26 protein-coding genes and 1 pseudogene are annotated in these 25,236 nt (G+C 67.4%); 9 read left to right on the forward strand and 18 right to left on the reverse strand.

Annotated features, from left to right (window positions below; genetic code table 11):
- Positions 1-9 precede the first annotated feature (9 nt).
- The 4 genes from K309_RS0135435 to K309_RS0135450 all read right to left on the reverse strand — a co-directional run bounded on the left by K309_RS0135435 (position 10) and on the right by K309_RS0135450 (position 4,638).
- Positions 10-1,125 carry an NADH:flavin oxidoreductase/NADH oxidase gene (locus K309_RS0135435; RefSeq protein WP_029050547.1) on the reverse strand — a complete coding sequence of 372 codons (1,116 nt, stop codon included), beginning with the start codon at positions 1,123-1,125 and terminating at the stop codon, positions 10-12.
- A 91-nt stretch (positions 1,126-1,216) separates the two neighbouring features.
- Positions 1,217-2,434 (reverse strand): YbfB/YjiJ family MFS transporter, encoded by a 1,218-nt coding sequence (locus tag K309_RS39040; RefSeq protein WP_051320784.1) that lies wholly within the window; start codon positions 2,432-2,434, stop codon positions 1,217-1,219.
- A 154-nt stretch (positions 2,435-2,588) separates the two neighbouring features.
- Positions 2,589-3,209, reverse strand: coding sequence for a TetR/AcrR family transcriptional regulator (locus K309_RS0135445; protein ID WP_029050548.1), 621 nt, complete (start codon positions 3,207-3,209; stop codon positions 2,589-2,591).
- 82 nt (positions 3,210-3,291) lie between these two features.
- A complete protein-coding gene (locus K309_RS0135450; RefSeq protein ID WP_029050549.1) occupies positions 3,292-4,638 on the reverse strand; it encodes an MFS transporter in 1,347 nt (448 codons plus the stop codon).
- A 352-nt stretch (positions 4,639-4,990) separates the two neighbouring features.
- Between K309_RS0135450 and K309_RS0135455 the strand changes: the two genes are divergently transcribed.
- The gene (locus K309_RS0135455) at positions 4,991-5,878 is read left to right on the forward strand and encodes a LysR substrate-binding domain-containing protein (protein ID WP_029050550.1); all 888 of its coding nucleotides are present in this window, start codon (positions 4,991-4,993) and stop codon (positions 5,876-5,878) included.
- Between the two features lie 88 nt (positions 5,879-5,966).
- A complete protein-coding gene (locus tag K309_RS0135460; protein ID WP_029050551.1) occupies positions 5,967-7,085 on the forward strand; it encodes an NAD(P)H-dependent flavin oxidoreductase in 1,119 nt (372 codons plus the stop codon).
- 22 nt (positions 7,086-7,107) lie between these two features.
- On the opposite strand, the gene K309_RS0135465 is transcribed toward K309_RS0135460, so the two are convergent.
- Positions 7,108-7,812, reverse strand: coding sequence for an MOSC domain-containing protein (locus K309_RS0135465; RefSeq protein WP_035878999.1), 705 nt, complete (start codon positions 7,810-7,812; stop codon positions 7,108-7,110).
- A gap of 112 nt (positions 7,813-7,924) precedes the next feature.
- Here K309_RS0135465 and K309_RS0135470 point away from each other — a divergent pair, with 112 nt between their 5' ends.
- Positions 7,925-8,806: a LysR family transcriptional regulator gene (locus tag K309_RS0135470; protein WP_029050553.1), complete on the forward strand. Its 882-nt coding sequence runs from the start codon at positions 7,925-7,927 to the stop codon at positions 8,804-8,806.
- 13 nt (positions 8,807-8,819) lie between these two features.
- Here the strand turns inward: K309_RS0135470 and K309_RS0135475 are convergent, their stop codons facing one another.
- The 5 genes from K309_RS0135475 to K309_RS0135495 form a co-directional block, all read right to left on the reverse strand.
- Positions 8,820-9,245 carry a hypothetical protein gene (locus tag K309_RS0135475; protein ID WP_029050554.1) on the reverse strand — a complete coding sequence of 142 codons (426 nt, stop codon included), beginning with the start codon at positions 9,243-9,245 and terminating at the stop codon, positions 8,820-8,822.
- Complete coding sequence (locus K309_RS39045; protein ID WP_232232670.1) at positions 9,246-10,241, reverse strand: NAD(P)H-dependent flavin oxidoreductase; 996 nt, start codon at positions 10,239-10,241, stop codon at positions 9,246-9,248.
- Positions 10,241-10,795, reverse strand: coding sequence for a cytochrome b (locus K309_RS0135485; RefSeq protein WP_029050555.1), 555 nt, complete (start codon positions 10,793-10,795; stop codon positions 10,241-10,243). Before K309_RS0135485 ends, K309_RS39045 begins: the two co-directional genes overlap by 1 nt.
- A 77-nt stretch (positions 10,796-10,872) precedes the next feature.
- Complete coding sequence (gene actP, locus K309_RS0135490) at positions 10,873-12,546, reverse strand: cation/acetate symporter ActP (protein WP_029050556.1); 1,674 nt, start codon at positions 12,544-12,546, stop codon at positions 10,873-10,875.
- On the reverse strand, positions 12,543-12,857 hold the full coding sequence (locus K309_RS0135495; protein WP_029050557.1) for a DUF485 domain-containing protein: 315 nt from the start codon (positions 12,855-12,857) through the stop codon (positions 12,543-12,545). Before K309_RS0135495 ends, actP begins: the two co-directional genes overlap by 4 nt.
- Before the next feature lie 310 nt (positions 12,858-13,167).
- On the opposite strand from K309_RS0135495, the gene K309_RS0135500 reads away from it, so the two are divergent.
- The 3 genes from K309_RS0135500 to K309_RS42775 all read left to right on the forward strand — a co-directional run bounded on the left by K309_RS0135500 (position 13,168) and on the right by K309_RS42775 (position 16,237).
- Positions 13,168-14,178: a ribonuclease Z gene (locus K309_RS0135500; RefSeq protein ID WP_029050558.1), complete on the forward strand. Its 1,011-nt coding sequence runs from the start codon at positions 13,168-13,170 to the stop codon at positions 14,176-14,178.
- A 404-nt stretch (positions 14,179-14,582) separates the two neighbouring features.
- Positions 14,583-16,004 carry an aspartate ammonia-lyase gene (gene aspA, locus K309_RS0135505; protein WP_029050559.1) on the forward strand — a complete coding sequence of 474 codons (1,422 nt, stop codon included), beginning with the start codon at positions 14,583-14,585 and terminating at the stop codon, positions 16,002-16,004.
- On the forward strand, positions 16,001-16,237 hold the full coding sequence (locus tag K309_RS42775; RefSeq protein ID WP_029050560.1) for a hypothetical protein: 237 nt from the start codon (positions 16,001-16,003) through the stop codon (positions 16,235-16,237). The genes aspA and K309_RS42775 overlap by 4 nt, the downstream gene beginning before the upstream one ends.
- On the opposite strand, the pseudogene K309_RS41450 reads toward K309_RS42775, so the two are convergent.
- Together K309_RS41450 and K309_RS0135515 are read right to left on the reverse strand one after the other, a co-directional pair.
- Positions 16,178-16,649, reverse strand: a pseudogene (locus K309_RS41450) (acetamidase/formamidase family protein); the annotation flags it as partial. The gene K309_RS42775 and the pseudogene K309_RS41450 sit on opposite strands and share 60 nt — an antisense overlap.
- A 264-nt stretch (positions 16,650-16,913) precedes the next feature.
- Positions 16,914-17,681 (reverse strand): SDR family NAD(P)-dependent oxidoreductase, encoded by a 768-nt coding sequence (locus tag K309_RS0135515; RefSeq protein ID WP_029050561.1) that lies wholly within the window; start codon positions 17,679-17,681, stop codon positions 16,914-16,916.
- Positions 17,682-17,807: 126 nt separating this feature from the next.
- Here K309_RS0135515 and K309_RS0135520 point away from each other — a divergent pair, with 126 nt between their 5' ends.
- Both K309_RS0135520 and K309_RS0135525 read left to right on the forward strand, forming a co-directional pair.
- Positions 17,808-18,401: a TetR/AcrR family transcriptional regulator gene (locus K309_RS0135520; RefSeq protein ID WP_029050562.1), complete on the forward strand. Its 594-nt coding sequence runs from the start codon at positions 17,808-17,810 to the stop codon at positions 18,399-18,401.
- A gap of 109 nt (positions 18,402-18,510) precedes the next feature.
- Positions 18,511-19,812, forward strand: a complete 1,302-nt coding sequence (locus tag K309_RS0135525) for an MFS transporter (RefSeq protein WP_029050563.1) — start codon at positions 18,511-18,513, stop codon at positions 19,810-19,812.
- Positions 19,813-19,915: 103 nt separating this feature from the next.
- Here K309_RS0135525 and K309_RS0135530 read toward each other — a convergent pair whose 3' ends face one another.
- Positions 19,916-20,554, reverse strand: coding sequence for a CDP-alcohol phosphatidyltransferase family protein (locus tag K309_RS0135530; RefSeq protein ID WP_029050564.1), 639 nt, complete (start codon positions 20,552-20,554; stop codon positions 19,916-19,918).
- A 9-nt stretch (positions 20,555-20,563) separates the two neighbouring features.
- Complete coding sequence (locus K309_RS0135535; protein WP_029050565.1) at positions 20,564-20,854, reverse strand: antibiotic biosynthesis monooxygenase family protein; 291 nt, start codon at positions 20,852-20,854, stop codon at positions 20,564-20,566.
- Positions 20,855-21,005: 151 nt separating this feature from the next.
- Here K309_RS0135535 and K309_RS0135540 point away from each other — a divergent pair, with 151 nt between their 5' ends.
- A complete protein-coding gene (locus K309_RS0135540) occupies positions 21,006-22,805 on the forward strand; it encodes an ExeM/NucH family extracellular endonuclease (protein WP_029050566.1) in 1,800 nt (599 codons plus the stop codon).
- On the opposite strand, the gene K309_RS0135545 is transcribed toward K309_RS0135540, so the two are convergent.
- From K309_RS0135545 to K309_RS39050, 4 genes are all read right to left on the reverse strand, one after another.
- Positions 22,802-23,272, reverse strand: a complete 471-nt coding sequence (locus tag K309_RS0135545) for a DUF2127 domain-containing protein (RefSeq protein WP_029050567.1) — start codon at positions 23,270-23,272, stop codon at positions 22,802-22,804. The genes K309_RS0135540 and K309_RS0135545 overlap by 4 nt on opposite strands.
- 80 nt (positions 23,273-23,352) lie before the next feature.
- Complete coding sequence (locus tag K309_RS0135550; protein ID WP_029050568.1) at positions 23,353-23,790, reverse strand: hypothetical protein; 438 nt, start codon at positions 23,788-23,790, stop codon at positions 23,353-23,355.
- Between the two features lie 73 nt (positions 23,791-23,863).
- Positions 23,864-24,430 carry an SRPBCC family protein gene (locus tag K309_RS0135555; protein ID WP_029050569.1) on the reverse strand — a complete coding sequence of 189 codons (567 nt, stop codon included), beginning with the start codon at positions 24,428-24,430 and terminating at the stop codon, positions 23,864-23,866.
- Between the two features lie 128 nt (positions 24,431-24,558).
- Positions 24,559-25,236: TolC family protein (locus tag K309_RS39050; RefSeq protein ID WP_035879001.1), on the reverse strand; the 678-nt coding region annotated here is incomplete at its 5' end.

Raw genomic sequence — 25,236 nt, forward strand, 5'->3', positions numbered from 1 at the left:
GTCGTGGGCCTAGCGCTGCCCGAATGCGGCGCCGGCAAACAGGTCTTTCAGCTCGCGCGGCTGCGAGCGCCAGTACTGCTTCGGCGCATGGACGCTGGCGCCCAGCCGCGCCGCCGCATGCCATGGCCAGCGCGGGTCGTACAGCATGGCGCGCGCCAGCGAGACGGCATCCGCCTCCTGGTTGGCGATGATCGCTTCGGCCTGCTCGGGCTCGGTGATCAGGCCCACCGCAATCGTCGGCAGCCCGACTTCGGCCTTGACGCGCTGTGCGTACGGCACCTGGTAGCCCGGGCCGAGCTTGATCGCCTGCTGCGGCGAGACGCCGCCGGTGGTGACGTGGATGGCCGCGCAGCCGCGCGCCTTTACTGCCCTGGACAAGGCGACCGTCCCTTCGATATCCCATCCGCCCGGCACCCAGTCGGTGGCCGAGATGCGCATCCACACCGGCCGCTCCGCGGGAAACGCGTCGCGCACCGCGTCGAAGACTTCGATGGGGAAGCGCATGCGGTTTTCCAGGCTGCCGCCGTACTCGTCGTCGCGATGGTTGGCCAGCGGCGACAGGAACTGGTGCAGCAGGTAGCCGTGCGCGGCGTGGATCTCGATGCCGTCCAGCCCGAGCCGCGCCGCGCGCCGTGCCGCCGCGACAAAGTCGTCGCGCACCTTGTCCATGCCGGCGCGGTCGAGCGCGGCCGGTGGCGCTTCGCCGTCGCCATGCGGCACCGCCGACGGTGCCACGGCGTGCCACCCGCCGGGCGCATCCGGTGCGATCTGCTGCCCGCCGTCCCACGGCGCGTGGCTCGAGGCCTTGCGTCCGGCATGGCCCAGCTGGATCGCGATGCCGATAGGCGAATGCGCGCGCATCGCCTGCACCACGCGCCCCAGCGCCGCCTCGTTGTCGTCCGAGTACAGGCCCAGGTCCTGCGGCGTGATGCGACCTTCCGGCGAGACTGCCGTCGCTTCCACGATCACCATGCCCGCGCCGGACAGCGCCAGCGTGCCGAGATGGATCATGTGCCAGTCGCCGGCGTTGCCGTCCTGCGCCGAGTACTGGCACATCGGCGCGATCATGATGCGGTTGGCGAGCCGGAGGTTGCCGATCTCCAGCGGTTCGAACAGATGGCTCATGCGTTGCTGCTCCTTGCAGGTCATGCCGGCCCGCAGCGGGGCCGGGGAAATCTGGATTCTAGGCCGATGCCGGGATTGCTGCCGGCGGCGTTCACGGTGCCGCGCGGCGCTCGCCGGCCAGGCTCAACGCGAGCGCCAGTGCCAGCGCCACCGCGCCGCAGCCGAAGATCAGCGCGTAGTTCTCATGCGAATGCGCAAACATCCACGCATAGCCGTAGCCGGCCAGCGCCTGGAACAGCGCGAAAGCACTGGTGGCATGGCTCCACGCGGCGCGCTGCGCGGCCGCGTCGTGCGGCAGCGCCTCCTGGATCGCGCCCAGCCCCAGCGGCGCAATGCCGGGCGTGAAGGCGCCGAGGACCACCGCCGCCACGCCCAGCGCAAGCGGAGCGCCGCACAATGCCAGCATCGCCGTGGCAAGTCCCTGCAGCAGCAGCGAAACGCGATAGGCAACGCCGAAGCCGATGCGTTCGCCGGCAAAGCCGCACACCAGCGGTCCGGCGATCGCGCCCAGGCCATAGAGCACCCAGTACGATGCGCCGACCTCGCTGCCGCGCCCCAGGCCACGTGCGACCAGATCGACCAGCAGCATCATGGCCGGCACCAGGCCGAAGGCATTGATTGCGTATTGCGCATACAGCCATTGCAGCCGGCGCCGCGCCCCTGCCGGCGGTGCTTTTGCCGCCGCACCCGTACCGGATTGCGGCAACGGGCCGGGCCAGCCGAACCAGCTGAACGCAGTCAGCGCCAGCGCCACTGCGCCCAACCCGAGCCAGGTTTCGCGCAGGCCGAACTGCAGCAAGCGCGGCACGAGCGTGCCCGAAGCGGCGATACCCAGCCCGAGCCCGACGAAGATCGTGCCCATCGCCAGCCCGCGGCGCGGCGCCGGGATGTGCGGCAGGATCGAGGTCGCCACCAGCACCATGATGCCGCCCCCGGCCAGCCCGGAGACAAAGCGCCAGCCGAAGAACCACGCCACCGACAGGGGCCACGCGCAGGCAAGGAATGCCAGCGTGGCGGCAAGCATCAACGCGCGCAGCACCGTGCGGCTGGGCCAGACCGATACCATCGGCCGACCCAGCAAGGCGCCGGCCAGGTAGCCGGCGAAATTGGCCGCGCCCAGCGCAACGGTTTGCGAGGCCGGGAACCAGTGCGACTGGATCAGCGGCGGGATCAGCGCGGTGTAGGCAAAGCGCGCCAGGCCGATGGCGACAAGGCTGGCGCACAGGCCGCACAGCGCGGCGTAGATCTCGCGCCATGCCAAAGGATCGGGGGCGGTGGCGGCGGCGCAGAGGCCGGCAGGTCTGGACATGGGACTCTCCGGTTTGGCCCCACCCTTGCGCAGGGCAAAAGGGGGCCATCGGCGCCAGGCATGGCGCCGAAAAAAAGCATGCAGGCTCCCGGCACGCTGCCAAGGCGGCGTGTCCGGAATTGCAAAGGGGAAGATCAGGCAGTTATGGCGGGAATCAGCCGGTGCCGGGCACGGCGGCCATGCTCAACGGTGGCAAGCCAAGTAGTGCCAAAGTCGGCCGCACAGCCGCCTCGAGCAAGGCGCGCTGTGGGGCGGCGCGAGCCAGCACGCGCATGCCGAGCAGCGTCGCCAGCAACTGTGCCGAAGCGTCGTCGGCCGACACGCTAGTGCTGGCCGTGCCATCCTGCTGCGCGGCGGCAAACCGGTCCCGGAAGAACGCACGGATTTCCGCGAACGCGTCCGCGACCTTCTGCTGCACGTCGGAAGCGTCAGGCGTGACTTCCAACGCGGTATTGACCAGCAGGCAGCCGCGATGCAGCGGATCCGCCAGCGAGCGCTCCAGGCTCTCCGACAGGTACGCCGAAATGGCCGCGCCGGGTGGCAGCATAGTGCCCAGACGGCCGATCCGCTCGCGCATGCTGGCTTCGAGATAACCCTCCAGCGCCAGCAGGAACAGCGAGCGCTTGTCGCCGAAGGCGTTGTACAGGCTGGGCTGGGTCATGCCCATGGCACTGGTCAGGTCGCGCGTGGAGGTAGCTTCGTAGCCACGCGCCCAGAAGGCGTCAAGCGCGGCCGTCAGCGCGGCCTGTTCGTCGAATTTGCGGGGTCTGGCCATGGTCGCTCGATTTTGTATCGTTCGCTATGAAACGGATTATAGATCGATCGATACAAAACACAAGACCATGCCCGGGCAAGGGTCAGGCCGGCGCCAGCGGGTCTGGTGCGACCAATCGCAGCCAGCTCGCAACCGCGGCCACGGCAGCAAATCCTGCCCCCAGCGCCAGGGCCAGCCCTGGGCCGTGCGCTCCGCCGATGCCGAAGCACAGCGCCACCAGCGCGGCGCCGGTGGCCTGGCCTAGCAGGCGCGCGGTGGCAATCACCCCGCTGGCGCCGCCGCTGCGCTCACGCGGCGCGCTGGCCATCAAGGCTTTCAGGTTTGGCGACTGGAAGAAGCCGAAACCGGCACCGCAAATGCACATGCGGATACCGATATCGAGCGTACTGGGATTGGCGGGCAGCAGCGCCAGCGATACCATGCCCGCACTCAGCACCGCCAGCCCCACCCCACCCAGCAAGCCCGGCGGATAGCGGTCGGAAAGCCGGCCGGCCAGCGGCGCGACCAGCGCCACCACCACCGACCACGGCGTCAGCAGGAAACCGGTCTCGACCTGGCCGCGCCCCAGCACATGCTGGAAGTAGAACGGCAGCGACACGAACGCCAGCCCCTGTGCCGCGAACGAGCACACCGCCGTCAGCGTCGACAGCGCGAACATCGGACGACGGAACAGGTCCAGCGGCAGCATCGGCGCGGCCCGCCCGCGTTCGCGCCAGACCAGCAGGCCGAACGCCACCACGAACACGCCGGCAGCCGCGAGCGACTCATGCAGCGGCGCGCGCTGCGCGCCTTCGCCCAGCGCGAAGATCAGCGCGGCGAAGGCCACCACGTTGAGCAGCGCCGCGACCCGGTCAAACGTCTGCGTGCCGCGCGGCGTCTGCGGCAGCGCGCCGCGCGCGATCCCCAGCGCCAGCAGCCCGATCGGCAGGTTGACGGCAAACAGCCACGGCCATGTGCCGAACGACAGGATCACCGACGCCACGGTCGGCCCGACCGCGAACGACACGCCCACCACCAGCGCATTCAATCCCAGCCCGCGCCCCAGCCTGTGCATGGGAAAGATGGAGCTGATCAGCGCCGTGTTGACGCTCATGATCGCGGCCGCACCGATGCCTTGTAGCGCGCGTGCCGCCGCCAGTGTCGGCAACGACCACGCCAGCGCGCACACGACCGACGCGACGGTGAACACCGCGACACCGCCAAGATAGATGCGGCGGTGCCCCAGGATGCCACCCAGCGCCGCGAACGGCAGCAGCGTGGCGACCATGGCCAGCTGGTACGCATTGATCACCCATACCGAAGCCGCCGGCGTGGCGCGCAGGTCGGCGGCGATCGAGGGCAGTGCCGTGTTGGCGATCGCGGTATCGAGGGTCGCCAGAGCGACCGCGATCATGATGGCGGCCATGCCGCGCCGTTCGCGCGAGGTCATGGCGTTGTCTGCGGCAGCGGCAGACGCGGAAGGAAGGGGCGCTGAGGTGGACACTGTCGTTGCCGGTTACCGGTTGCCGCCAGCGGCGGCATCAGATCGACACGATACGGGAAAATCCTTCAGCGCGCTGAAGAGGGTTTCATATGTATGCACATTTACCGACCGGGCGCGCTCGCTTCGTTTGCGCAAGCCCGGCACTGGCAAATCCAAGGCTTTCGAGCGCAATGCGATCCTTGCCTCGAAACGCGTGCGCCCATCGGGGCGCCGCCTTGACATACCATTCTCAATACACAATACTAAATCAAATTTAATTCTTTTTTTGAGAACGTCATCGCAAGATGCCGTAGCCAGTGTGGAACTTGCTGAACTTGAAATCTTCCAGGCCGTCGCACGTGAACAAAGCATCACGCGGGCGGCAAAGACGCTGGAGCGGGTGCAATCCAACGTCACCACGCGCATCAAGCAGCTGGAGGAAAGCCTGGGCGTCGCGCTGTTCCAGCGTGACAGCAAGAAGATGATCCTGACGCCCGAAGGCCAGCGCCTGCTGGGCTATGCCGAGCAGTTGCTCACGCTGGCCGAGGAGGCGCGCCAGTCCATGCGCACCACTGCGCCAAGCGGCAGGCTGCGCCTGGGCTCGATGGAAAGCTCGGCGGCAACGCTGCTGCCAAAGCCGCTGGGGCGCTATCACGCGGCCTGGCCGGATGTCGAACTGACCGTCACCACGGGCACCACGCAATTCCTGGTCGACGCCGTGCTGGGGCACCGTCTGGATTGCGCGGTGGTGGCTCATCCGGGCACGGGCGCACCGCGCAGCCTCGATGTCGCCGCGCTGGGTGATGGTCTTGACGGCGTCTTCCTGCGGACCGAAGAGCTTGTGCTGGTGCTGCCCGCCACGCACCCGAAGGTACGCCAGCCGGGGGACGTCACGCTGCGCCATCTCGCGGCCTTCAGCCGGGGCTGCACCTATCGGCAGTGTGCCGAAGCCTGGCTTGAGTCAGGCGGCGAGGAGATGCGCCGTCGGCTCGCCGTGGTGGAAATGCCTTCCTATCATGCGATCTTTGCCTATGTCTCCGCGGGATCCGCCGTCGGCATCGTGCCGCGCGCCCTGCTGGCCATGCATCCGGATGCGGCGGAGTTCCACACGGTACCGATCAGGCCGGTCCATACCTTCCTGGTCAGGCGATCCGGCTTCAGCACGTCGGCATACGAAGCCTTCCTGCGGGAACTGCGCCGTGACTGACCGGCGCCGGCGCCCGCACCGCTGCCAGTCGCAACCGCTCTCCGACCGGCGCGCTCAGGCGCCTGTCATCAACAAAGGGAACAGCATCATGGAATCATCCAAGCCCCTGGACAACCGCCGCGACCTGCTTGCGCGGCTCCGGATTTCCACGCCCATCATCCAGGCGCCGATGGCCGGCGTCGGTACGCCCGCGCTGGCGGCTGCCGTGTCCGAAGCCGGCGGCCTCGGTTCGCTCGGCGTCGGCGCCATGGACGCCGAAGGCGCACGCAAGGCGATCCGCGAAACGCGTGCGCTGACCGGCAAGCCGTTCAACGTCAACCTGTTCTGCCATGCGCCGGCCCAGTCCGATCCCGCACGCGAACAGGCCTGGCTCGACTATCTCGCCCCGCATTTCGCGGAGCATGGCGGCACCGTTCCAGACAGCCTGCGCGAGATCTACAAGAGCTTCGTCGAAGACGACGACATGTTCCGGATGCTGCTGGAAGAAAAGCCCGCCGTCGTGAGCTTCCATTTCGGCCTTCCTCCCCAGCACAAGATCGATGCGCTGCACGCCGCAGGCATCGTGCTGCTGGCCAGCGCGACGTCGTTGCAGGAGGCCCGCCAGATCGAAGCCGCGGGCATCGATGCCATCGTCGCGCAAGGCATCGAAGCGGGCGGCCATCGCGGCGTGTTTGATCCGGCCGCCTACGACGAGGGGCTCGGCACGCTGGCACTGGTGCGCGTCCTGGTGCAGAACGCGCGCCTGCCGGTGATTGCAGCGGGTGGCATCATGGACGGCGCGGGGATTGCCGCAGTACTGGCGCTGGGTGCGCAAGCGGCGCAACTCGGCACCGCCTTTATCGCCTGCCCCGAGACCTCGGTGGATGCCACTTATCGCAGCGCACTCGCGGCGGACATCAAGCGCCCCACCACGCTCACTCACGCCATCTCCGGCCGCGCCGCCCGAGGCTTCATGAACCGCCTCTCGGAAATCGGCGAGCATCCGGACGCCCCGGCCATTCCCGACTACCCGATCACGTATGACGCCGGCAAGGCGCTGCACGCCGCTGCCAAGGCCAAGGGAAGCGCGGACTATGCAGCGCAGTGGGCGGGACAGGCAGTACCGCTGGCCCGATCGCTGCCCGCGGCTGAGCTCGTCGAACGACTGCAGTCAGAATTGCAGGACGCGGTCGAGCGCCTGGCCGCCATGCAACGCGTGACTGCCTAGCTTTGCCGTGCCGGCCGCTGTCTCAGCGATGCAGCGTGCCGGCCTGCGCAGCAACGCGGCGCTCCCGAATCCACCGCGCGCGCTCGGTCAGTCGCCGTTTCCAGTCATCAGCCAGTCCCTCTACCGCACTGAGCGCCTGCATGTCATCGACTTCCGGCACGTGTGCCGACACGACCTGCCAGAACTCGCTGATCGAAAACCGGTCGTTCGCGCGTTCGAGGCGCTCCAGGATATCTCCCGGCCGGATCGTTCCCGGCTGGAGCACGCGGTAATACCACCCGGTGATGCGTTCCCTGGCGACCAGCAACGACAGCCCTTCCACCGAGAAACGATGATTGATCTTCCAGCAAGGACTACGCGGCTGCGAAACCTGCAGCACGACGCTGCCGGCCCGATAGATATCGCCGATATGCACGCTGCGCTCATCGAGACCGACCGTGGCAATGTTCTCGCCGAAGCTGCCGGGAACCAGCGCATCGGCGACATGGGGAAAGCCAGTCGCCAGCGTTGCATAGTTTTCGGTGGCGAAATGGTGGACAGCCTTCTCCGGACCGCCATGCACGCGCGTATCCGCATGCTGGTCGCCAACGATGCCTTCCGCGACGACCCGGACCTCGCCTTCGATGCGCCGCTTGAAGATGCCACTGCGATGGCCCTCTTCGCCGAGTATGCCGATGCCGCCGGCAAAGATCGCGTCAATAGGTACGTTGTGCGTCGATTCAGGCATTGGTGACTCCGTCATGCATCTGGTCGGACTATAGATTCACAGCAGACAGCATGGCCAATGCTTTATAGGCATTCCATGCATCACTACCAATCATGGATGGAGGCCCGGCGACATGGAACTGCGCCAGCTGAAGATGTTCTGCGCGGCCGCGGAGTATGGCAGCTTCACCGCAGCCGCGGAAAAGGTGCACTGCGTGCAGTCGAACATCACCATGCGCGTCAAGGAGCTTGAGGCCGAGCTGCAGCAGACTCTGTTTATCCGGCGCAAGACCGGCATCACGCTGACCTCGGCCGGGGAAGTCTTTCTTGGCTATGCGCGGCGGATCCTTCAGCTCACCGAGGAAAGCCGCAGCGCGCTGCTGGACAGCACCGTGCCCGCCGGTCCGTTGCGGCTGGGCTCCATGGAGACCACAGCCGCGGTGCGGTTGCCAAGGGTGCTGGCGCGGTATCGCGAACGCTATCCCAAGGTGCAGCTATCGCTGACCACCGGCACCACGGCGGAGCTGATCAAGGCCGTCGCCACGCACCGGCTGGACGGCGCCTTTGTCGGAGGCTTTCACCAGAACCCCTCGCTCCACGAGGAAGCGGTCTTCAACGAGGAACTGGTGCTGGTCAGCAGCAGCCGGTACGCCTCGCTTGCCGAACTGGCCGGCGAGATCACCCAGCAGACCGTACTCGTATTCCGCTCGGGGTGCTTCTATCGCTCCACGCTGGAGCAATGGCTATACCAGGCGGGGCTGATTCCGGGGCAGATCCTGGAACTCGGGACGCTTGACGGCATCCTGTCTTGCACCGCCGCGGGCATGGGCGTGACGATCCTGCCCAGGGCGGTGGTCGAACACCATGAATCGCGCGACCAGATTTCATGCCACAGCTTGCCCGACGAGTTCGCAAAGGTGGCGACTGTCTTCATCCGGCGCAAGGACACGTTCGAAACGGCGGCGCTGCGGGCCATGGCCAGCATGGTGCATGAGCAGTACGCAGTGTCCGGCTGATCGGCCGCCCGGGTCAGCCGGCGCGTGCCAGCCGGCTTTCCAGCGCCAGCAGGATAGCCGTCAGCACCGTACAGGCAACGACCGCCGGCAGCGGCAGGCCCAGCAGGACCGCGCCGCCGCTGGCCAACGCGGGAGGATGGCGCAGCATCGTTGCCTGGATGCCCAGCAGCACGATGCATCCTGGCAGCCATAGCAGTGGCTGGTGACCGCTCCCCGCTGCCGACAGCGAAGTCATCAGCGCACTGACGATGAATGCAGCCGCACCGCTGACCAGGTGGGAAGCGGCAAAGCCCGCGATGCGCCTGGTCCCGCCCCGGGCCGGGACGCCGGCAGTCAAGGCAGTGATCACCAGCGGAAACACCGCCGCCTCCGATGCCCACACCGCGGCCAGCGGCATGCCGAGCGTGCAGACCAGCAACGCCCTGAGGAGTGGCGCCATTCAGGCGACGGCCTGCAAGAGAGGCGCCGCGGTCTGGCAATCGCCCGCACGCCAGTTCGAGAATCCCGCCACCAGTTCCGCGACGCGCTCGGCGGCGGGAACGATTCCATGGATCTTGCCTACCCCCTGCCCCGCGTACAGCGACAGTTTTTCCGCCATCTCCGGCTTGTCGATGACCCGCGCGCCGCCGCCGACGTACTTGACCGGATTCCACTTCTTCCGGTTGGGGATCACCCGATGCGGCGTGCCGAACTTCCATCCGAACGAGTAGCCGGTGCGATACTCGGTGTCATCGATGGTCGCTTCCACGATCTTCTGCTTGTAGAGGTCGTGCGCCAGGGACTCGTCGCTGGCGACAAAGGCGGTGCCCACCCACACCCCGGCGGCGCCCACTTCCAGCACGGCGCGTACATCCGCACAATGCGTGATGCCGCCGGCGGCCAGCACCGGCCGGCCCTCGGCAATCTCGACGAAGGCAGGTACCAGCGACAACACGCCGATGGTGCCGCGGTTGAGGTGGCCGCCGCCCTCGGCACCCTGTGCGACCAGGATGTCGGCGCCCCAGGCTATTGCCTGCCGGGCAAGCGCGACCGAACCCACTTGCACGATCACCGTGATACCGGCCGCTTTCGCGCGCGGGATCATCTCGGCAAAGTCGCCATAGAAAAGCGAGACCACCCGCGGCTTCTCTTCGAGGATCACGCGGAACTGGGCTTCGAAGACTTCCGGGCCGCCGAAGGACGGGACGATGTTCACGCCAAACGGCTTGTCGGTAAGCGCCCTGGTCTCGCGGATCCACTTGCGCAATGCCAGCGGCGGCAGCCGCAACCCGCCAAGATGCCCCAGGCCACCCGCATTGGACACGGCGGCGGTCAGCGCGGGCCCTGATATGCCGGCCATGCCAGCCTGGAACACGGGATAGCGGATGCCACACAGGGCTGCCGCCGGCCACGTCGGCGCGGCGTGCATATCGTCTTGCTGGATCGGTTGCATCATCAGAGCTCCACTCGCTTGCCGAGCATGCGCTTCAGCGTGTCATTCTTCAGAACAAAATGATTCTTCATGGCGCCGAAAATATGGAGCGCCAGTCCCGCCAGGAACGCGTACGCGCCGATCTTGTGCAGAAGCCTGGCGAAGTACTCCACCTCCGGATTGGGCGCCACGATGGCAGGCAGCGCGATGCCGCCCGGCAGCCGCACCACGTCGCCGGCCGCCGACATGGCCAGCCAGCCGTCAAGCGGCAGCAGCACGGGCGCCAGCGCCAGCGCGACCGCGACCGAGCGGCTGATCATCACCTCGATCGGATTCGGCGTGCCCACCGGCAGTGGGTGATAGGAAGTGAGCCGCGCCCACAGCCGGTAAGCCGCCACGGCGAACAGCGCCGTGCCCAGCGTGCTGTGCATCGCGACCAGCTCTGCCTTCGCGGCGCCCGCGTCCGTCTGGCCGGCCGACAGGCCGAGCCAGACCATTACCGCCACTGCCGCCGCGATCAGCCAGTGCAGGCCGATGGTGATGGGCGAAAAGCCCAGTCCTGTGTCTCTCATCTGCATTGTTCAACTCCGGATGACTTCAAGTTCAATGCACGCCCCGGCGGTTCATCCGAGGCCTGTCCCACCGATCCGCCGCCTCAGTGGTTCACCGCGCCGGACGCGCCGATGCCGGTTTGCGCACGGACAAACTGGTCGCCGTAGGCGTCCCGCTCGCGGCGGCTGCGTGCGCTGCGATCGGTGACCGAGACCAGCCAGGTGCACAGCAGCGCCACGTTCATCGAGACGATGGCGGGATAGTCGTAGGGAAAGATCGCTGCCTTGAATCCAAGGATCTTGACCCAGACCGCCGGCGACAGAACGACCAGCCCGACCGCACACACCAGCCCGGCGATGCCGCCGGCCAGGGCGCCGCGCGTAGTCAGCCCCTTCCAGTAGATGGAAAGCACCAGGATCGGGAAATTGACCGAAGCCGCCACACCAAAGGTCAGTGCTACCAGGAAGGCGATGTTCTGCTCCTTGAACAGGATCCCGAGCGCAACCGCGACCACGCCAATCGACACCGACGCCAGGCGGGACACGCGCATCTCGTCCGCCGGGCTCGCGGTATTCTTCCTGAGCACCCTGGCGTACAGGTCGTGGGAAATCGCCGAGGTGCCGGCCATGGTCAGGCCCGCAACAACCGCGAGGATGGTGGCAAAGGCAACTGCCGACAGGAAGCCCAGGAACAGGTCGCCACCGAGCGCCCTGGCCAGGTGCATCACCGCCATATTGCTGCCGCCGATCATGTTGCCGCCCAACACGCCGCCCTCGAAGAACGCGGCATCCTGACCGACGATGACAATGGCCGAAAGCCCCAGCACCGCCACAATCAGGAAAAAGAATCCGATAAACCCGGTGGCGATAAAGACTGACTTGCGGGCTTGCTGCGCATCGGGCACCGTGAAGAAGCGCATCAGGATATGCGGCAGCCCCGCCGTGCCGAACACCAGGCCCACCGACAGCGACAGCATCGACAGCGGGTCGGAGACGAGCGCGCCGGGCGCGAGGATCTTCACGCCGTCCTTGTGGCTGGCCACCGCCTGCGTCAGCAGTGTTTCAAACGAGAAGCCGAATCGCCACAGGGCAAGGATCGCCAGCAGCGTGCCCCCGGCCAGCAGCAAGACCGCCTTGATGATCTGTACCCAGGTGGTCGCGACCATGCCGCCGAAGGTGACATAGATCATCATCAACAGGCCTACGCCGATCACCGCGTAGTTGTACTCGAGCCCGAACAGCAGCTGGATCAGCTGCCCGGCTCCCACCATCTGGACGACCAGGTAGAAGCAGACGATCGTCAGCGAGCCGAAGGACATGAAGGTACGAATCCGGTCCTGGTCAAGCCGGTAGGAGGCAATATCGGCAATAGTGACCTTGCCCAGATTGCGGATCTTCTCCGCGAACAGGAACAGCAGCAGCGGCCACGCGACAAAGAAGCTGATCGCGTAGATAAAGCCGTCGTAACCCTTGGCGAAGATCATGCTGGTGACACCGAGCAGCGCCGCCGCCGACATGTAGTCACCCGCCAGTGCAAGGCCGTTCTGGAAGCCGGTAATGCCGCCGTTGCAGGTGTAGAAGTCATCCAGTGACCTGGTGCGCGCCGCGGCCCAGTAGGTAATGCCCAGTGTCGCCAGCACGAACAGCAGGAACATGACGATGGCGACCATGTTGATCGGCTGGGCCTGCACCGACTGCAGTGCCGCGGGGGCGGCGTGGGTGCTGGCGGCGCCCAGCATGGCGCACGATGCGAGCCATCGAATGAAAGTGGCCTTCATTTCGCGGCCTCCCCGACCAGCTTGCTGGTGAGGCCGTCGAATTCATTATTGGCGCGGCTTACGTAAAGGCCGGTCAGAAGCCACGCGCCCAGGATGATCAGCACGCCGACCAGCCAGCCGACGCTGACGCTGCTTAGCGCGGAAACCCGTGCGGCGAGTATATCGGGGCGCAGCGCCGCGACGAGAATGAAGAGGTAGTACGGGACCAGCGTGACGGCCGATAGCAATACCACCAGCCGCCTTCGCCGCCGGACCAGTTCCTCGAATAGCGGGTGTTCGCCGATGATGGAATAGGCGCTTTTATGGGACATGTCTCCTCCTTTTTTGATCGTGCAGGTAGCGTTGCAGATAAGGTTGGGTACGCCTAAATTAGGCGGCCGGACCTCTCATGTAAAACGATCTTTGGTGATGCCTTCCATCACTGGCGGTGAGGGATCGGATTCGCCGGGAGCACGCTCCTCGCACGCAAAAAATGGTTCATCGAGGACGGCCGAGGCGGGATTGCGCGGTACGCAGCGAGGCGTCGCTTCGGGAGGAGCGCCGCGCCGCGCTTTGTCGCCCCCTATACTTCTCGATAGAGATGGCCGGAAAGCCCGGTTGCCTTCCGCACCGCGAGTGACCATGCGTCCCCTGCTGCAAGCCCGCCTCGTCAATGACGCTTTCGGCGACCCTGCCCTGTTCGTGGATTTCCTGGACGAACGGCGCGCGTTGCTATTCGACCTGGGCGACATCACCGCGCTGATGCCGCGCGACCTGATGCGCGTCTCGCACGTGTTTGTCACGCATACGCATATGGATCACTTTTCCGGCTTCGACCATCTGCTGCGGGTACTGCTCGGGCGCAAGCCATGCATCGCGCTATACGGCGGGCCGGGATTCGTGGCGCAGGTCGCACACAAGCTGCATGCGTATATCTGGAACGTGGTGCATCGCTACGACATGGAGTTGGTCGTAGAGGCGTTTGAACTCGCATTGGACGGCCGCATGCGTAGCGCCCGGTTTTCCAGCCGGGATCGCTTTGCCGGCGTGACCGGGGCAACGACTGAACAGATCGACGATATCGTTCACGACGAGACGACGTTCCGGGTGCGCGCCTGCTTTGTCGACCATGGCATTCCATGCCTGTCTTACCTGGTCGAGGAAAAGGTGCGGCTCGGCATCAACAAGGAGCGCCTGGAAGCATCGGGCATGACCAAAGGCGCCTGGCTCCGTGAGCTGAAGCATGCGGTCCTGACCGATGCCCCCCAGGACACGCCGATTCTCGTGCAATGGCGCGACAGAAGCGGCGACCGTGCGGCAACGCAAACGGTTGGCAAATTAAGCCGCCTGATTCTCGACGCCGAGCCCGGCCAGCGCTTCGGCTACGCGACCGATCTTCGTGATACCAGCGACAACGAGCAAGCGCTGTCGAACCTGATGCAAGGCGCCGACCAGCTCTTCATCGAGAGCGTGTTCCTGGATGCCGATCGCGCGCACGCCCTGCGCAAGAACCACCTGACCGCTGCCCAGGCTGGCCGGATCGCGCGCGGCATCGGCGCCCGCGCGGTGACGCCTTTCCATTTCTCGCCGCGCTACCGTGGTCGCGCGGCGGAACTGGCCGGCGAAGTACAGGCGGCCTGGAAGCACTTTTGACCCCGGCCTCAATTGACGGCCTTGGAAGAGCTGGCGCCGGCCATCATAGTCGAGAACGATCTGGTTCATCGCGCCCAGCAGTGCCTGATCGCCACCACCTCACCACGGCGGAAGCCGCCATGGCCTATCGTGAACGTATCCTTGGCGCATTGCCGCCGGGCTCCGCATTCACGCCGCTGATGACCTGCCACCTCTGCGACACCACCGATCCGGCGGACATCCGCGCCGGCTATGACGCGGGTGGCTTTGCCGCCGCAAAACTGTATCCCGCCGGCGCAACCACCCATTCCGAATATGGCGTGACGTCGACTTGCCGGACGGCCTGCACATTCGCCAGTTCCTCGCGGGCGAGACGCTGCCACGGACGCTCGCCTAGCGGACGACCACATTTATCGGATCGCATCATGACCAATACCTATCGCACCGAAACCGATCTGCTTGGCGAACGCCAGGTGCCGGCCGACGCCTACTACGGCGTCCACACCCTGCGGGCCTGGGAGAACTTCCAGATCAGCGGCACCCCCATTTCCTCATGGCCGGAGCTGATCATTGCACTGGCCTCCGTCAAGCAGGCCGCCGCCGAGGCCAATGCCGAACTCGGCCTGCTGCCGGCCAACCTGCGCGACGCCATCCTGGCCGCCTGCCATGACGTGCGCGAAGGCATGCTGCACGACCAGTTCATCGTCGACACGATCCAGGGCGGCGCCGGCACGTCGACGAACATGAATGCCAATGAGGTCATCTGCAACCGCGCGCTCGAGCACATGGGCCACCGCAGGGGCGAATACCAGTTCCTGCACCCGAACGAGCACGTGAACATGGCGCAGAGTACCAACGACGTCTACCCCACAGCGCTGCGCATTGCCACGTACTTCGCCATCGAGCGCCTTCTCGAAGCGATGGAAGTCCTTCGCGCCGCGTTCGACCGCAAGTCGAGTGAATTCTCCGGCCTGCTCAAGCTCGGCCGCACTCAGTTGCAGGATGCGGTGCCGATGACGCTCGGCCAGGAGTTCTCCACGTATGCGGTCATGCTCGAAGAGGACATGGCGCGCCTGCGCGAAACCGCCCTGCTGATCCGGGAAATCAACCTCGGCGCGACCGCGATCGGCACCGGCATCACTGCGCATCCCGACTACGCGCCGAGGGCCCTGTCCGCATTGCGGCGGATCACCGGCATCGACCTGTGCCTCGCACCCAACCTGGTGGAAGCCACGCAGGATTGCGGCGCCTTCGTGCAGATCTCCGGCGTGCTCAAGCGCATCGCCGTGAAGCTGTCCAAGACCTGCAACGACTTGCGGCTGCTGTCGAGCGGGCCGCGCGCCGGCTTCGGCGAGATCAACCTGCCGCCGATGCAGGCGGGGTCGTCGATCATGCCGGGCAAGGTCAACCCGGTCATCCCGGAAGTCGTGAACCAGATCGCCTTCGAGGTATTTGGCAACGACACCACCATCACCTTCGCCGCCGAGGCCGGCCAGTTGCAGCTCAATGCCTTCGAGCCGGTGATCGCCGCGAGCCTGTTGCGCAGTTTCCGCCACTTGACCAATGGCTGCGTGACGCTGGCGCGGAAATGCGTCGATGGCATTACCGCGAACCCTGAGCGCCTGCGCGAGACCATCGAGCGCTCGATCGCACTGGTTACGGCGCTCAATCCGGTGATCGGCTACAAGAACGCGACCTCGGTCGCAGCTGAAGCCCATGCCAAGGGCACCACCATCCGCGAAGTGGTGCTGGCACGGGGCCTGATGACCGCCGAGGCGCTCGACGAAGCGTTGCGCCCCGAAACGCTGATCCGGCCGCGGGCCGACAAGCTGGCGGGCAAGCCATGAACGAGGGAATCCACACGCGCCATCGCAACGCAGTCGCGCTCGGGGGATCGGTCGGGCGGGCGTTGCTCGAGGCCGGCGCGGTCGTGCAGGACATCCTGGTCCTGTTCGACTACGGCACGTTCCCAACGCAGGCGGCCCGGTCCCGACGGAGCACCGCGTTCGATCATGGTGCTCTTGTGCAGGACCAGCTGAAAGTCCCCGGTGAGCGAGCATTCGATGGCGGTTCCGCATAGCTCCGAGTCACCCTGGGAGGCATGGGGATCGCCAATCGACAGCAACGCGCCCGGCACGGCAACCCTGAGGTAGACGGTGGCGCCTCGCGTGACACGCCAGTTGCCCAGGTTCCCGGCGAAGCTCGACGGCGGGATGGAATCGATCAGCCCGTCTTGCGCCGGCGCCACGGCAATGACGCCGAAGTGCGGCCGGACCGGTATGGCGACATCGCGCAGCACGTCGTAGTTCTTCGTGATGGTGGCATGGTCGACCGGCACGCCGGGATAGTCGATGGTCGGATGCAGCACGCCGAAGGGATCGCGCTGTGGCGTCCAGCGGAAGCTCGGCGCGCGCGCAACCGTCGGCCCGTTCGCAATCGATCTCGAACACGGTCACCACTTCGCGCTCGCGCGGTTCCGTCAGCATGTCGCGGCAAGCCCGGGTACGTGCCGCAGTTCGTTCAGTGCCGCACGGTGAATCCATACTAGGGATGGCAAGTGCGGGACTACTAGGACGGTACGTCCCAACACTTGTGCTGATGCGTACCAGGGTAAACCTGCGCGATGGCAACGCCGGGCATGGAACTGATTGACCGGCCGGCGGGTGCCCTGCGTCAGGCGATCCGGGACCAGCGGGCACGCTGGAAGTCTGTGGCCATGGCTTCCGGCTTCACGGCGGCCAAATCGTTGTCTCGCTTCATTGCGCCGACAAGCCTCCATCCACCCCGATGCTCTGGCCATGGATATAGCGCCCGGCCGGCGCCGCCAGCAGCACCGCCAGCCCCGCCACGTCCTCCGCCTCGCCGATGCGCCGCATCGGCACGCCCGCAGCCAGCCGCGCTTCGCGTTCGGGGTCGCCCCACAGGGCGTCGCGCGAGAACTCCGTGCGCACCGGGCCCGGGTTGATCGCATTGACGTTGATACCGGACGGGCCAAGCTCGAGCGCAAGGCTGCGCATGGCCTGGTCGATCGCCGCCTTGGTCACGCTGTACAGGCCAAGGAACGCCGAGCCGCGCTTGGCCGCGATGCTCGACATGAAGGTAATCGAGCCGTCGCGGCGCTCGGCCATTTGCGGCGCCAGCGCATTCACCAGCATCAGGTTGCCGCGCACGTTGCCGGCCATGGCCGCATCGAATACCTCGGGGCCTTGCGCCAACATGGAACCCGGCGTCGCGCCGGCGGCCGCATTGAGGACGAGCGCATCGACCCGGCCGTAGGCGGCCAGCGCCTGCTCCGCGAAGGCGCGCACGCTGTCGACGTCGCCAATGTCACAGGCGATGCCGGTGGCACGGATGCCTTCCGCTTCCAGCTGGACGGCGACGGTGCGCCCCGCTTCGCCGTCGCGTCCCGACACCACTACCGCGGCGCCGGCGCTGCCCAGCGCCCGCGCCATGGCGAGGCCCATGCCGCGGGTGGATCCGGTGACGACGGCAACGCGGCCGCTCAAATCGAAGAGGTTCTGCATGACGGGTGACTCCTGAAGGTGATGGCTGGATTGCCTTGCGCTTATAGATGATCACTGACATCTATTGAATAAAGTATGGTCGTCATCTAAACTGCGGTCAAGGCAGAAATCCGAGGAGCTCTTCACATGGCACGCGCATCACGCGAACAGGCCGACAAGAACCGCGAAGCGATCGAACAGGCGTCGTCGCGACTGTTCCGCGAGCGCGGACTGAACGGCGTCAGCGTCGCCGAGCTGATGGCCGGTGCCGGCCTGACCCACGGCGGCTTTTATGGTCACTTTGCGTCCAAGGACGCGCTCGCCGCACAGGCCTGCAAGCGCGCCTTTGAGGAATCCACCGGACGCTGGGAGCGCCGCCTGGCGCGCGCCGGCGGCGACCGGCATGCCATGCTGGCCAACCTGGTCGAGCCTTACCTGACGCCTGCGCACTGCGCCAACCCCGGAGCTGGCTGCGCGGCCGCGGCGCTGGCGGGGGACGTGGCGCGCGAGCCTGCCGACAAGCCGGTGCGGCAGGCTTTCCTGGAGGGCTTCAAGGTACTGGTCGATGACATGGCCACGACCGTGGCCAGCGATGAACCGCAGGTGCGGGAGGAAGAGGCGTTGGTCCGCATGGCCATGCTGGTCGGTGCGCTGACGCTGGCGCGCGCAACCGAGGGCGATCCGATCTCCGACGCCATGCTCGACGCCGTCCGCAACCGCTTGCTGGGCAGTTCCGCGTAGTCCGGAAGCCGTTTTTCAACCACTCGCCGGGCCTGCTCCCTGCCACCTCCAGGCCGGCGGGTGGGGCCCCTTTTTCCTGTCGTTACCCAACCGAGGCCAGAAAAATCCAATGTTTGCGCAAGCCTTGTCCAGCCGGCTCGACCGGCGCGGCATCCACTACGCGTGGCTGGTCGCCACCCTGACCTTCCTGGTGATGCTCACTACCTCGGCCGCGCTCGGCCTGCCCGGCGCGTTCCTGTCGCCGCTGGCACGCGAGATGGGCTGGAACACCGATGAGATCTCGTCGATCCTGGCCTTCCGCTTTGCGCTGTTCGGGCTGATGGCGCCGTTCTCGGCCATCCTGATGGAGCGCTTCGGCGTGCGCAACGTGGTGTGCGCGGCGCTGGCACTGATCGCCGGCGGCATGGCGCTGGCAACGGTGTCGACCGAGTTGTGGCAGCTCTTCGTTGCGTGGGGGCTGATGCTGGGCGTTGGCTCCGGGCTGACCGCGCTGGTGCTGGCGGCCGTGGTCGCCAACCGCTGGTTCAGCGCGCGGCGCGGGCTGGTCATCGGCATCCTGACCGCCAGTTCGGCCACCGGCCAGCTCGCGTTCCTGCCGGTGGCGGCCTGGCTGATCGAACATATGGGCTGGCGCGTCGCGGTGCTGCCCGTGCTGGCCGCGTGCGCGTTGCTGGCAGTGCTGGTGCTGGGCATGATGCGCAACCGCCCCGCCGACGTGGGCCTGGCGGCGTTTGGCGAAGTCCCGGTCGCGACGCCGGTGCAGCCGCCGGCGCCCCCGGCACCACTGACGCTGCGCGGTCCCTTCGTGGTGTTGCGCGACGCCGCGCGCACGCAGGCCTTCTGGGTCCTGGCCGGCACCTTCTTTATCTGCGGCCTGAGCACCAACGGCCTGATCCAGACGCATTTCATCGCGCTGTGCGGCGACTTCGGCATGGGCCCGGTGCCGGCCGCATCCGCGCTGGCGATGATGGGCGCCTTCGACTTCGTAGGCACGATTTTGTCGGGCTGGCTGTCGGACCGCTATGACAGCCGCAAGCTGCTGTTCTGGTATTACGGGCTGCGCGGCCTGTCGCTGTTCTGGCTGCCGCATTCGACCTTCACGCTCTATGGCCTGTCGATCTTTGCCATGTTCTACGGGCTGGACTGGATCGCCACCGTGCCGCCGACGGTCAAGCTGGCTGCAACCACCTTCGGGCGCGAGCGCGCGCCGATGGTGTTCGGCTGGATCTTCGCGGCCCACCAGATCGGCGCGGCCGTGGCGGCGTTCGGCGCGGGGATGACCCGCACGCTGCTGCTGACGTATACGCCGGCGCTGTATGCAGCCGGCGCGGCCTGCCTGGTGGCGGCGCTGCTGGCGTTGATGGTCAGCCGCAAGCGCGCGGCCGGAGTGGCGGAGCCGGCACGCGCATGAGCCCGGGCGGAAAGCGGCGCAACAAATGATGCAAGGCGGGCCGGGATCGCCGGATTTCGGTCCATCCTGACAAAAGCCCGCCCGCATCCGCGCGCCGGCGGACTCAGAACTTGGGAATGCGCAGCGTCTTGCTGACCATCAGCGTGCCCGACAGCGCGAACAGCAGCGCCAGCGGATGCAGCACGGCAGGCCCCAGCAGCCAGGCGCCGCCGGGCAGGCCGCCGCCCAGCTGTCCTTGCCAGCCACACCACGCCAGCACGGCGGTGAGCAGCACGCTGGTCGGAATCGGCGTGCCTTCGAAATACGCCACCTTGCCACTGTCGCTGCCGGCGGCCAGCGTTTCGGCGGTGACATTGAAGCGCGCCAGCCGGCTCACGCCGCAGCAGACGAAGTAGATCAGGATGGCCAGGTCCCAGCCGCCGCGCATGCCGGCGGCAAACGCCAGCGTGGCCGGGCCGACGCCGAACGAGATCACGTCGGCCAGCGAATCGAGTTCGCGCCCCAGCGCCGAATGGGCATGGCGCCAGCGCGCGATGCGGCCGTCGAGCACGTCGAAGATGAAGGCCAGCGGCGCCAGCGCCGCGGCCGTATAGAAGTGCGACAGCCGCTGGTCCGCAACGAAGAACATGGCGAAGAACACCGACGCCATGCCGCAGGCGGCATTGCCGAGCGTGAACACATCGGCAAGCTGCAGCTCGCGCAGCATCGAGAAATGGCGGGGACGCTCGGGCCGGGTGTTCATCGGTCGCGCTTACAGGGCCTTGGATACGTGGTGCACATTCGGCGGCGCGGCGAAGGTATCGCCGACCAATGCACGCCACTGCTGGAATTCGGGCGATTCGCGGAAGTGGACCATGTGGTCTTCCACGGTCTCCCAGTCGACCACCAGCGTGTACTGCTCGGGCTGCTCGATGGAGCGGAACAGCTGCACGCCGTGGCAGCCGCGCGAGCGCAGGAACAGCGGCTTGGCCTGGCTGACGCCCTGTTCGAACTGCTGCTCCATGCCGGGCTTGATGGTGAGTTGGGCGATTTCCTTGATCATGGCGGTTCCGGGGACTTTGGGTTGGAGGCCGGCGCGCGCCGGCGGGTTCCTGCTACCTTAGCACGATCGCGGCGCCGCATGCCGCGGAAAGCATTCCGTTACACGGCTCAGCTAGCATCGTGGACCTTGCCACTTCGTTGCCAGAACTGCCATGCCGACACGCTTGCGACCGCTGACCGGAAACCTTAGCATCCCTGCCTTAGCCGTTCTTCTTTGCCTGCCCGGTGCCGCGCCGGCATTTGGCGCCATGCAGCCATGCGGCGCGCCGGCGACAGCCATTGCCCAGATCCAGGATGGCGGCGCATTGTCCGGCCGCACGGTGGAACTCGAAGCCGTGGTGACCGCGGATTTCAGCGGCGAGCGCGGCCTGCGCGGCTTCTTCGTGCAGCAGGCTGACGCCCGGCGCCAGCGGCGGCCGGGCATTTCCGAAGGGTTGTTCGTCTATGCGCCGCGGGCAACGGCGCGCGCGGGCGACCTGGTGCGCCTGTCCGGAAGGGTCGAGGAAAAATTCGGACAAACGCAGCTCACCTTGTCCGATGCGCCGACCGTCTGCGCCAGCGGCATCCCGGTCACGCCGGCAACGCTGACGCTGCCAGCCAGCGATGCCGACCTGCGTGCCCGTGCGGGCATGCTGGTCACGCTGCCGCAGACGCTGACGGTCAGCGATACCCATGAACTGGCGCGCTACGGCACGCTGGCGCTGAGCCTCGGGCGCCCGTTCGCGCCGACGCAGGCCGCCTTGCCGGGCGCGGCGGCAGCGCAAGGCGCGGCAGCCAATTCGCGCAACCGGCTGCTGCTCGACGATGGCTCTACGCGCCAGTATCCGGAAGTGGTGCCCTACCCGCCGCCGCAGCTTGCGGCCACCCATCCGCTGCGTGCCGGCGATACCGTCAGCGGCGTGGCCGGCGTGCTGGAGATGCGCCACGGGCAGTGGCGCCTGCAGCCGGTGCGCGGCGCGCGGGCTCCGGCGTTCCAGGCCACCAACCCGCGCCCGGGCGTGCCGGCGCGCCATCCCGCCGCAACGTTGCGGGTGGCGGCATTCAATCTGCAAAACTACTTCAATGGCGGCAGTGGCGGTCTCGCTTCGGCCGACAACCGCGGCGCGCGGAGCGCCGCGGCGCTGGCCCGGCAGGAAGCCAAGCTGGCCGCCGCGCTGCACGCGCTGGATGCCGACGTGATCGGCCTGATGGAGCTGCAGAACAACGGCTTTGGCCCGGACGGCGCCGCGGGGCAACTGGCGGCGCGGCTCGGGCCCGACTGGCGCGTCGTCGATCCCGGCACGCCCGCGCTCGGCGGCGACGTGATCGCGGTGGGCCTGCTCTACAACGCCCGCGCCGCGGAGATCGTCGGCCGTGCCGCCACCACGTGGCTGGGCGCGCGCAACCGGCAGCCGCTCGCCGCCAGCTTCCGGGCAAAGGCCGGCGGCGCGCCCGTGACGGTCGTGGTCAACCACCTCAAGTCAAAGAACTGCATGGAAGCCGGTGGCGCACAAGCCGACCAGGGGGATGGCCAGGGATGCTGGAATCCCTCGCGCATGCAAGCGGCCGGCGCCCTCGCCGACTGGCTTGCCACGGTGCCGACCGGCGCGCCCGGCGCGGGCGTGCTGGTGATCGGCGACCTGAACAGCTATGCGATGGAAGATCCGGTGCGCCTGCTGGCACGGCGCGGCTATGCGGACATGGTGGCGAAGCTGGCGGGACCGCACGCCTACAGCTACGTCTATAACGGGCAGGCCGGCTACCTCGACCATGTGCTGGCCGATGCCGCGGCCGCAAGGCATGTCGTCGCCGTGCAGGCATGGCATATCAATGCCGACGAGCCCGCGGCGTTCTCGTATGCGCCGGCCCCGGGCGCGCCTTCGGTGCCCGCCTACTACGCCCCCGATGCATACCGGTCGTCCGACCACGACCCCTTGCTGATCGACCTCGCCCTCCCCACCGCATCGCCCTAGCCGCCCGACACGCGCCGCATCAGCAATCCCCGCGCAAGGTATAGCACCACCAGCAGGTTGGCGGCCGCCAGCCCGCCATGCAGCCAGCTCGGGTGGACAAAGGCCTCGTACAGCTCCAGCGGGATATAGCTGCCGCCGGACCAGACGCCGATCCAGCTGCCCCACGCGAGCCCACGCCAAAGCCCGTAAGCCTCGGCGAAGCGCATCAGCGCATAGACCGCCGCCGAGCCGCCGATCGCCCACAGCCGCGCGTTCTCGGGATGCGCGAGCAGCGACAGGAAGATGGTGGGATAGCGGCTGGCGGGGTTGACGTGCAGGCGCTGGATGATGGCTTCGGCCAGCGCCTGCGCATCGCGGTGCAGCAGCGCCGCCAGCCCCAGGCCGGCGACGATCACCAGCAGGCCCTTGGCCGCCTCGAACATGGCGATGCCCTTCAGGCCCAGTGCGCCCTCGCCCTGCTTTGCCATGCGTGTTCCCCGTACGGATTGCAGTGACTGCAAAGCCGGTATTGTGCAACAGGGGAACGGCGCGCGGCAGGGCTGCGCCTTCAGCGGCCGTAGTCGCGCTCGCGCATCGGCCCGTCGGCATCGATGCCGCCGCTGGCGGCAAGCGGGCCATCGACGGTCAGCGGTCCGGCAACGGTCAGGTCGCCATTGACCACCATGTCTCCGTGCACGGTCAACGGTCCCTTGAACACCTTCAGGTAGCCGCCGCGATACGGCACCGCGCGGGCGCTGACCGGGCCGGTGAAATACGCCGCGGTCAGCGGGCCGCTGGCGAAGACGTGGCCGGCGACGGTAAGCGTGCCATGGACCCGCACCGGTCCCTGCACTTGCGCCGATCCGCCGGTCGTGATCGAGCCCGACTCATGCGGCTGCGCACGCAACGGCCCCGCGCCGAGCTGCAACGCCAGCGCCAGCGTGGCGCCCAATGCCAGCCGCCACGCCCATGTCGCGGTATCGAGGCCAAGGGTACGGGGCATCATGATGATGAAAAACCTCCTGCAGCGGCGTTGGCCGCTGTTTCCAACTTAGTGCCGATCGCAATGCCGTGCAAGGTTATGGCACCTGCTGTGCTTCCAGCCTCGCCTTCAGGCGCCTGACCGCCTCGGCCGACTCTGACTGCAGTCTCGAGCGCAGCATCAGGCGATTGATCAGCGCAAAGAGCAGCGTGGGCGACTGGTAGCTGAATTCCCGTTCGAAACGCGTGCTTTCCGCCGACGGCGTCAGCGACGGCGTCATGGCCGGCGTGAGCTTGTAGGTGATGGTGCCGGCCCGCCGTCCGCCCGGCACCTCGCCAGCGATCGCCCAGAGGCGTGGCCGCTGGCTGATGGTGACGGTCCAGATGACCACGGCGCTGCGCTCGCCTGCGACAAAGCTTTCGGCCACGCGCTCGCCCAGGCCCAGCGGATGGTCAGTCGCGCCGGCTACCGCGCCAGAGGCGGGATACCAGGCCGGCCAGTGCCGCGGCGTGGAAATATAGTCGAACACCTCGGTCGGGGTGCGCGCGATCACTACTTCGTCATGGATGCTGGTGCGGTCGGCCCACGGCAATGGCACCAGCAGCAGCGCCACCGTGAGCGCGGCAAAGATCAATCCCCAGACCGGTTTCCTGAAGCGAAGCATGGCGGCGGAACCAGGCGCACGCGGGTCTGTCCCCGGGCGCCCCGGACGCGTGGCGCGATGCTTCCAGTGTAGTGATTCCGGGGCGTCGCGCCAGCACCGCCGCGGTCACGGCACGGCGTTGCAGTGCGTCATTGCGCCGGCGCCGGCTGCGCGGCCGCCACCGTCTCCGGCACCGGCCCCCAGCCGCCGCCCAGCCGGCGGACCAGCGACACCGTTGCGGCAGCGCGCAAACCGGCCACCGCATTGGCTTCGCGCTGCGACTGCAGCACGGTGCGGTCGGCATCGATCACGGCCAGGTAGTCGACCGCGCCGGCATCGTAGCGGCTGCGCGAGATCCGCGCCGCGCGGCGCGCACCGCCCAGCGCGCTGTCCAGCGCGCCCGCCTGCTGGCTCAACCAGCGCACGTCGGCCAGGCTGTCCTCGACTTCGCGGAAGGCCACCAGCACGGTCTGCCGGTACGCGGCCACGCTCTCCTCGTGCGCGGCGCGCGCGCCGGCCAGGTTGGAACTGTTGCGGCCGCCGTCGAACACCGTCTGCGCGATGGTCGAGCCGATCAGAGGGCCCAGCATCCACGTGCGCGACGACCACTTGAACAGGTTGGACAGGTCCGCCGATTCAAAGCCAAACAGTCCGGTCAGCGTGATGCGCGGGAAGAAGGCCGCCTTGGCCACGCCGATGCGGGCATTGGCAGCGGCCATCTGCCGCTCCGCTGCGGCGATGTCGGGACGCCGCTCCAGCAACTCGGACGGCAGCCCGGCCGGGATCGCGATCGGCGCGGCATCGAACGGCCGCGCCGGCAGCGAGAA

The sequence above is a fragment of the Cupriavidus phytohabitans genome (assembly GCF_000426345.1).
GTDB lineage: Bacteria > Pseudomonadota > Gammaproteobacteria > Burkholderiales > Burkholderiaceae > Cupriavidus.

Excerpts from the sequence above, each read along its gene's own strand:
- K309_RS0135545 (WP_029050567.1), bottom strand. The coding sequence starts at position 23,272 with ATGGCAAAGCAGGGCGAGGGCGCACTGGGCCTGAAGGGCATCGCCATG.
- K309_RS42775 (WP_029050560.1), top strand. The coding sequence starts at position 16,001 with ATGAACGAGGGAATCCACACGCGCCATCGCAACGCAGTCGCGCTCGGG.
- actP (WP_029050556.1), bottom strand. The coding sequence starts at position 12,546 with ATGAAGGCCACTTTCATTCGATGGCTCGCATCGTGCGCCATGCTGGGC.
- K309_RS0135485 (WP_029050555.1), bottom strand. The coding sequence starts at position 10,795 with ATGCAGATGAGAGACACAGGACTGGGCTTTTCGCCCATCACCATCGGC.
- K309_RS0135530 (WP_029050564.1), bottom strand. The coding sequence starts at position 20,554 with ATGAACACCCGGCCCGAGCGTCCCCGCCATTTCTCGATGCTGCGCGAG.
- K309_RS0135450 (WP_029050549.1), bottom strand. The coding sequence starts at position 4,638 with ATGACCTCGCGCGAACGGCGCGGCATGGCCGCCATCATGATCGCGGTC.
- K309_RS0135465 (WP_035878999.1), bottom strand. The coding sequence starts at position 7,812 with ATGCCTGAATCGACGCACAACGTACCTATTGACGCGATCTTTGCCGGC.
- K309_RS0135500 (WP_029050558.1), top strand. The coding sequence starts at position 13,168 with ATGCGTCCCCTGCTGCAAGCCCGCCTCGTCAATGACGCTTTCGGCGAC.
- K309_RS0135470 (WP_029050553.1), top strand. The coding sequence starts at position 7,925 with ATGGAACTGCGCCAGCTGAAGATGTTCTGCGCGGCCGCGGAGTATGGC.
- K309_RS0135460 (WP_029050551.1), top strand. The coding sequence starts at position 5,967 with ATGGAATCATCCAAGCCCCTGGACAACCGCCGCGACCTGCTTGCGCGG.
- K309_RS0135555 (WP_029050569.1), bottom strand. The coding sequence starts at position 24,430 with ATGCTTCGCTTCAGGAAACCGGTCTGGGGATTGATCTTTGCCGCGCTC.
- K309_RS0135515 (WP_029050561.1), bottom strand. The coding sequence starts at position 17,681 with ATGCAGAACCTCTTCGATTTGAGCGGCCGCGTTGCCGTCGTCACCGGA.
- K309_RS0135520 (WP_029050562.1), top strand. The coding sequence starts at position 17,808 with ATGGCACGCGCATCACGCGAACAGGCCGACAAGAACCGCGAAGCGATC.
- K309_RS39045 (WP_232232670.1), bottom strand. The coding sequence starts at position 10,241 with ATGATGCAACCGATCCAGCAAGACGATATGCACGCCGCGCCGACGTGG.
- K309_RS0135535 (WP_029050565.1), bottom strand. The coding sequence starts at position 20,854 with ATGATCAAGGAAATCGCCCAACTCACCATCAAGCCCGGCATGGAGCAG.
- K309_RS0135550 (WP_029050568.1), bottom strand. The coding sequence starts at position 23,790 with ATGATGCCCCGTACCCTTGGCCTCGATACCGCGACATGGGCGTGGCGG.
- K309_RS0135525 (WP_029050563.1), top strand. The coding sequence starts at position 18,511 with ATGTTTGCGCAAGCCTTGTCCAGCCGGCTCGACCGGCGCGGCATCCAC.
- aspA (WP_029050559.1), top strand. The coding sequence starts at position 14,583 with ATGACCAATACCTATCGCACCGAAACCGATCTGCTTGGCGAACGCCAG.
- K309_RS0135445 (WP_029050548.1), bottom strand. The coding sequence starts at position 3,209 with ATGGCCAGACCCCGCAAATTCGACGAACAGGCCGCGCTGACGGCCGCG.
- K309_RS0135540 (WP_029050566.1), top strand. The coding sequence starts at position 21,006 with ATGCCGACACGCTTGCGACCGCTGACCGGAAACCTTAGCATCCCTGCC.
- K309_RS0135475 (WP_029050554.1), bottom strand. The coding sequence starts at position 9,245 with ATGGCGCCACTCCTCAGGGCGTTGCTGGTCTGCACGCTCGGCATGCCG.
- K309_RS0135435 (WP_029050547.1), bottom strand. The coding sequence starts at position 1,125 with ATGAGCCATCTGTTCGAACCGCTGGAGATCGGCAACCTCCGGCTCGCC.
- K309_RS0135495 (WP_029050557.1), bottom strand. The coding sequence starts at position 12,857 with ATGTCCCATAAAAGCGCCTATTCCATCATCGGCGAACACCCGCTATTC.
- K309_RS39040 (WP_051320784.1), bottom strand. The coding sequence starts at position 2,434 with ATGTCCAGACCTGCCGGCCTCTGCGCCGCCGCCACCGCCCCCGATCCT.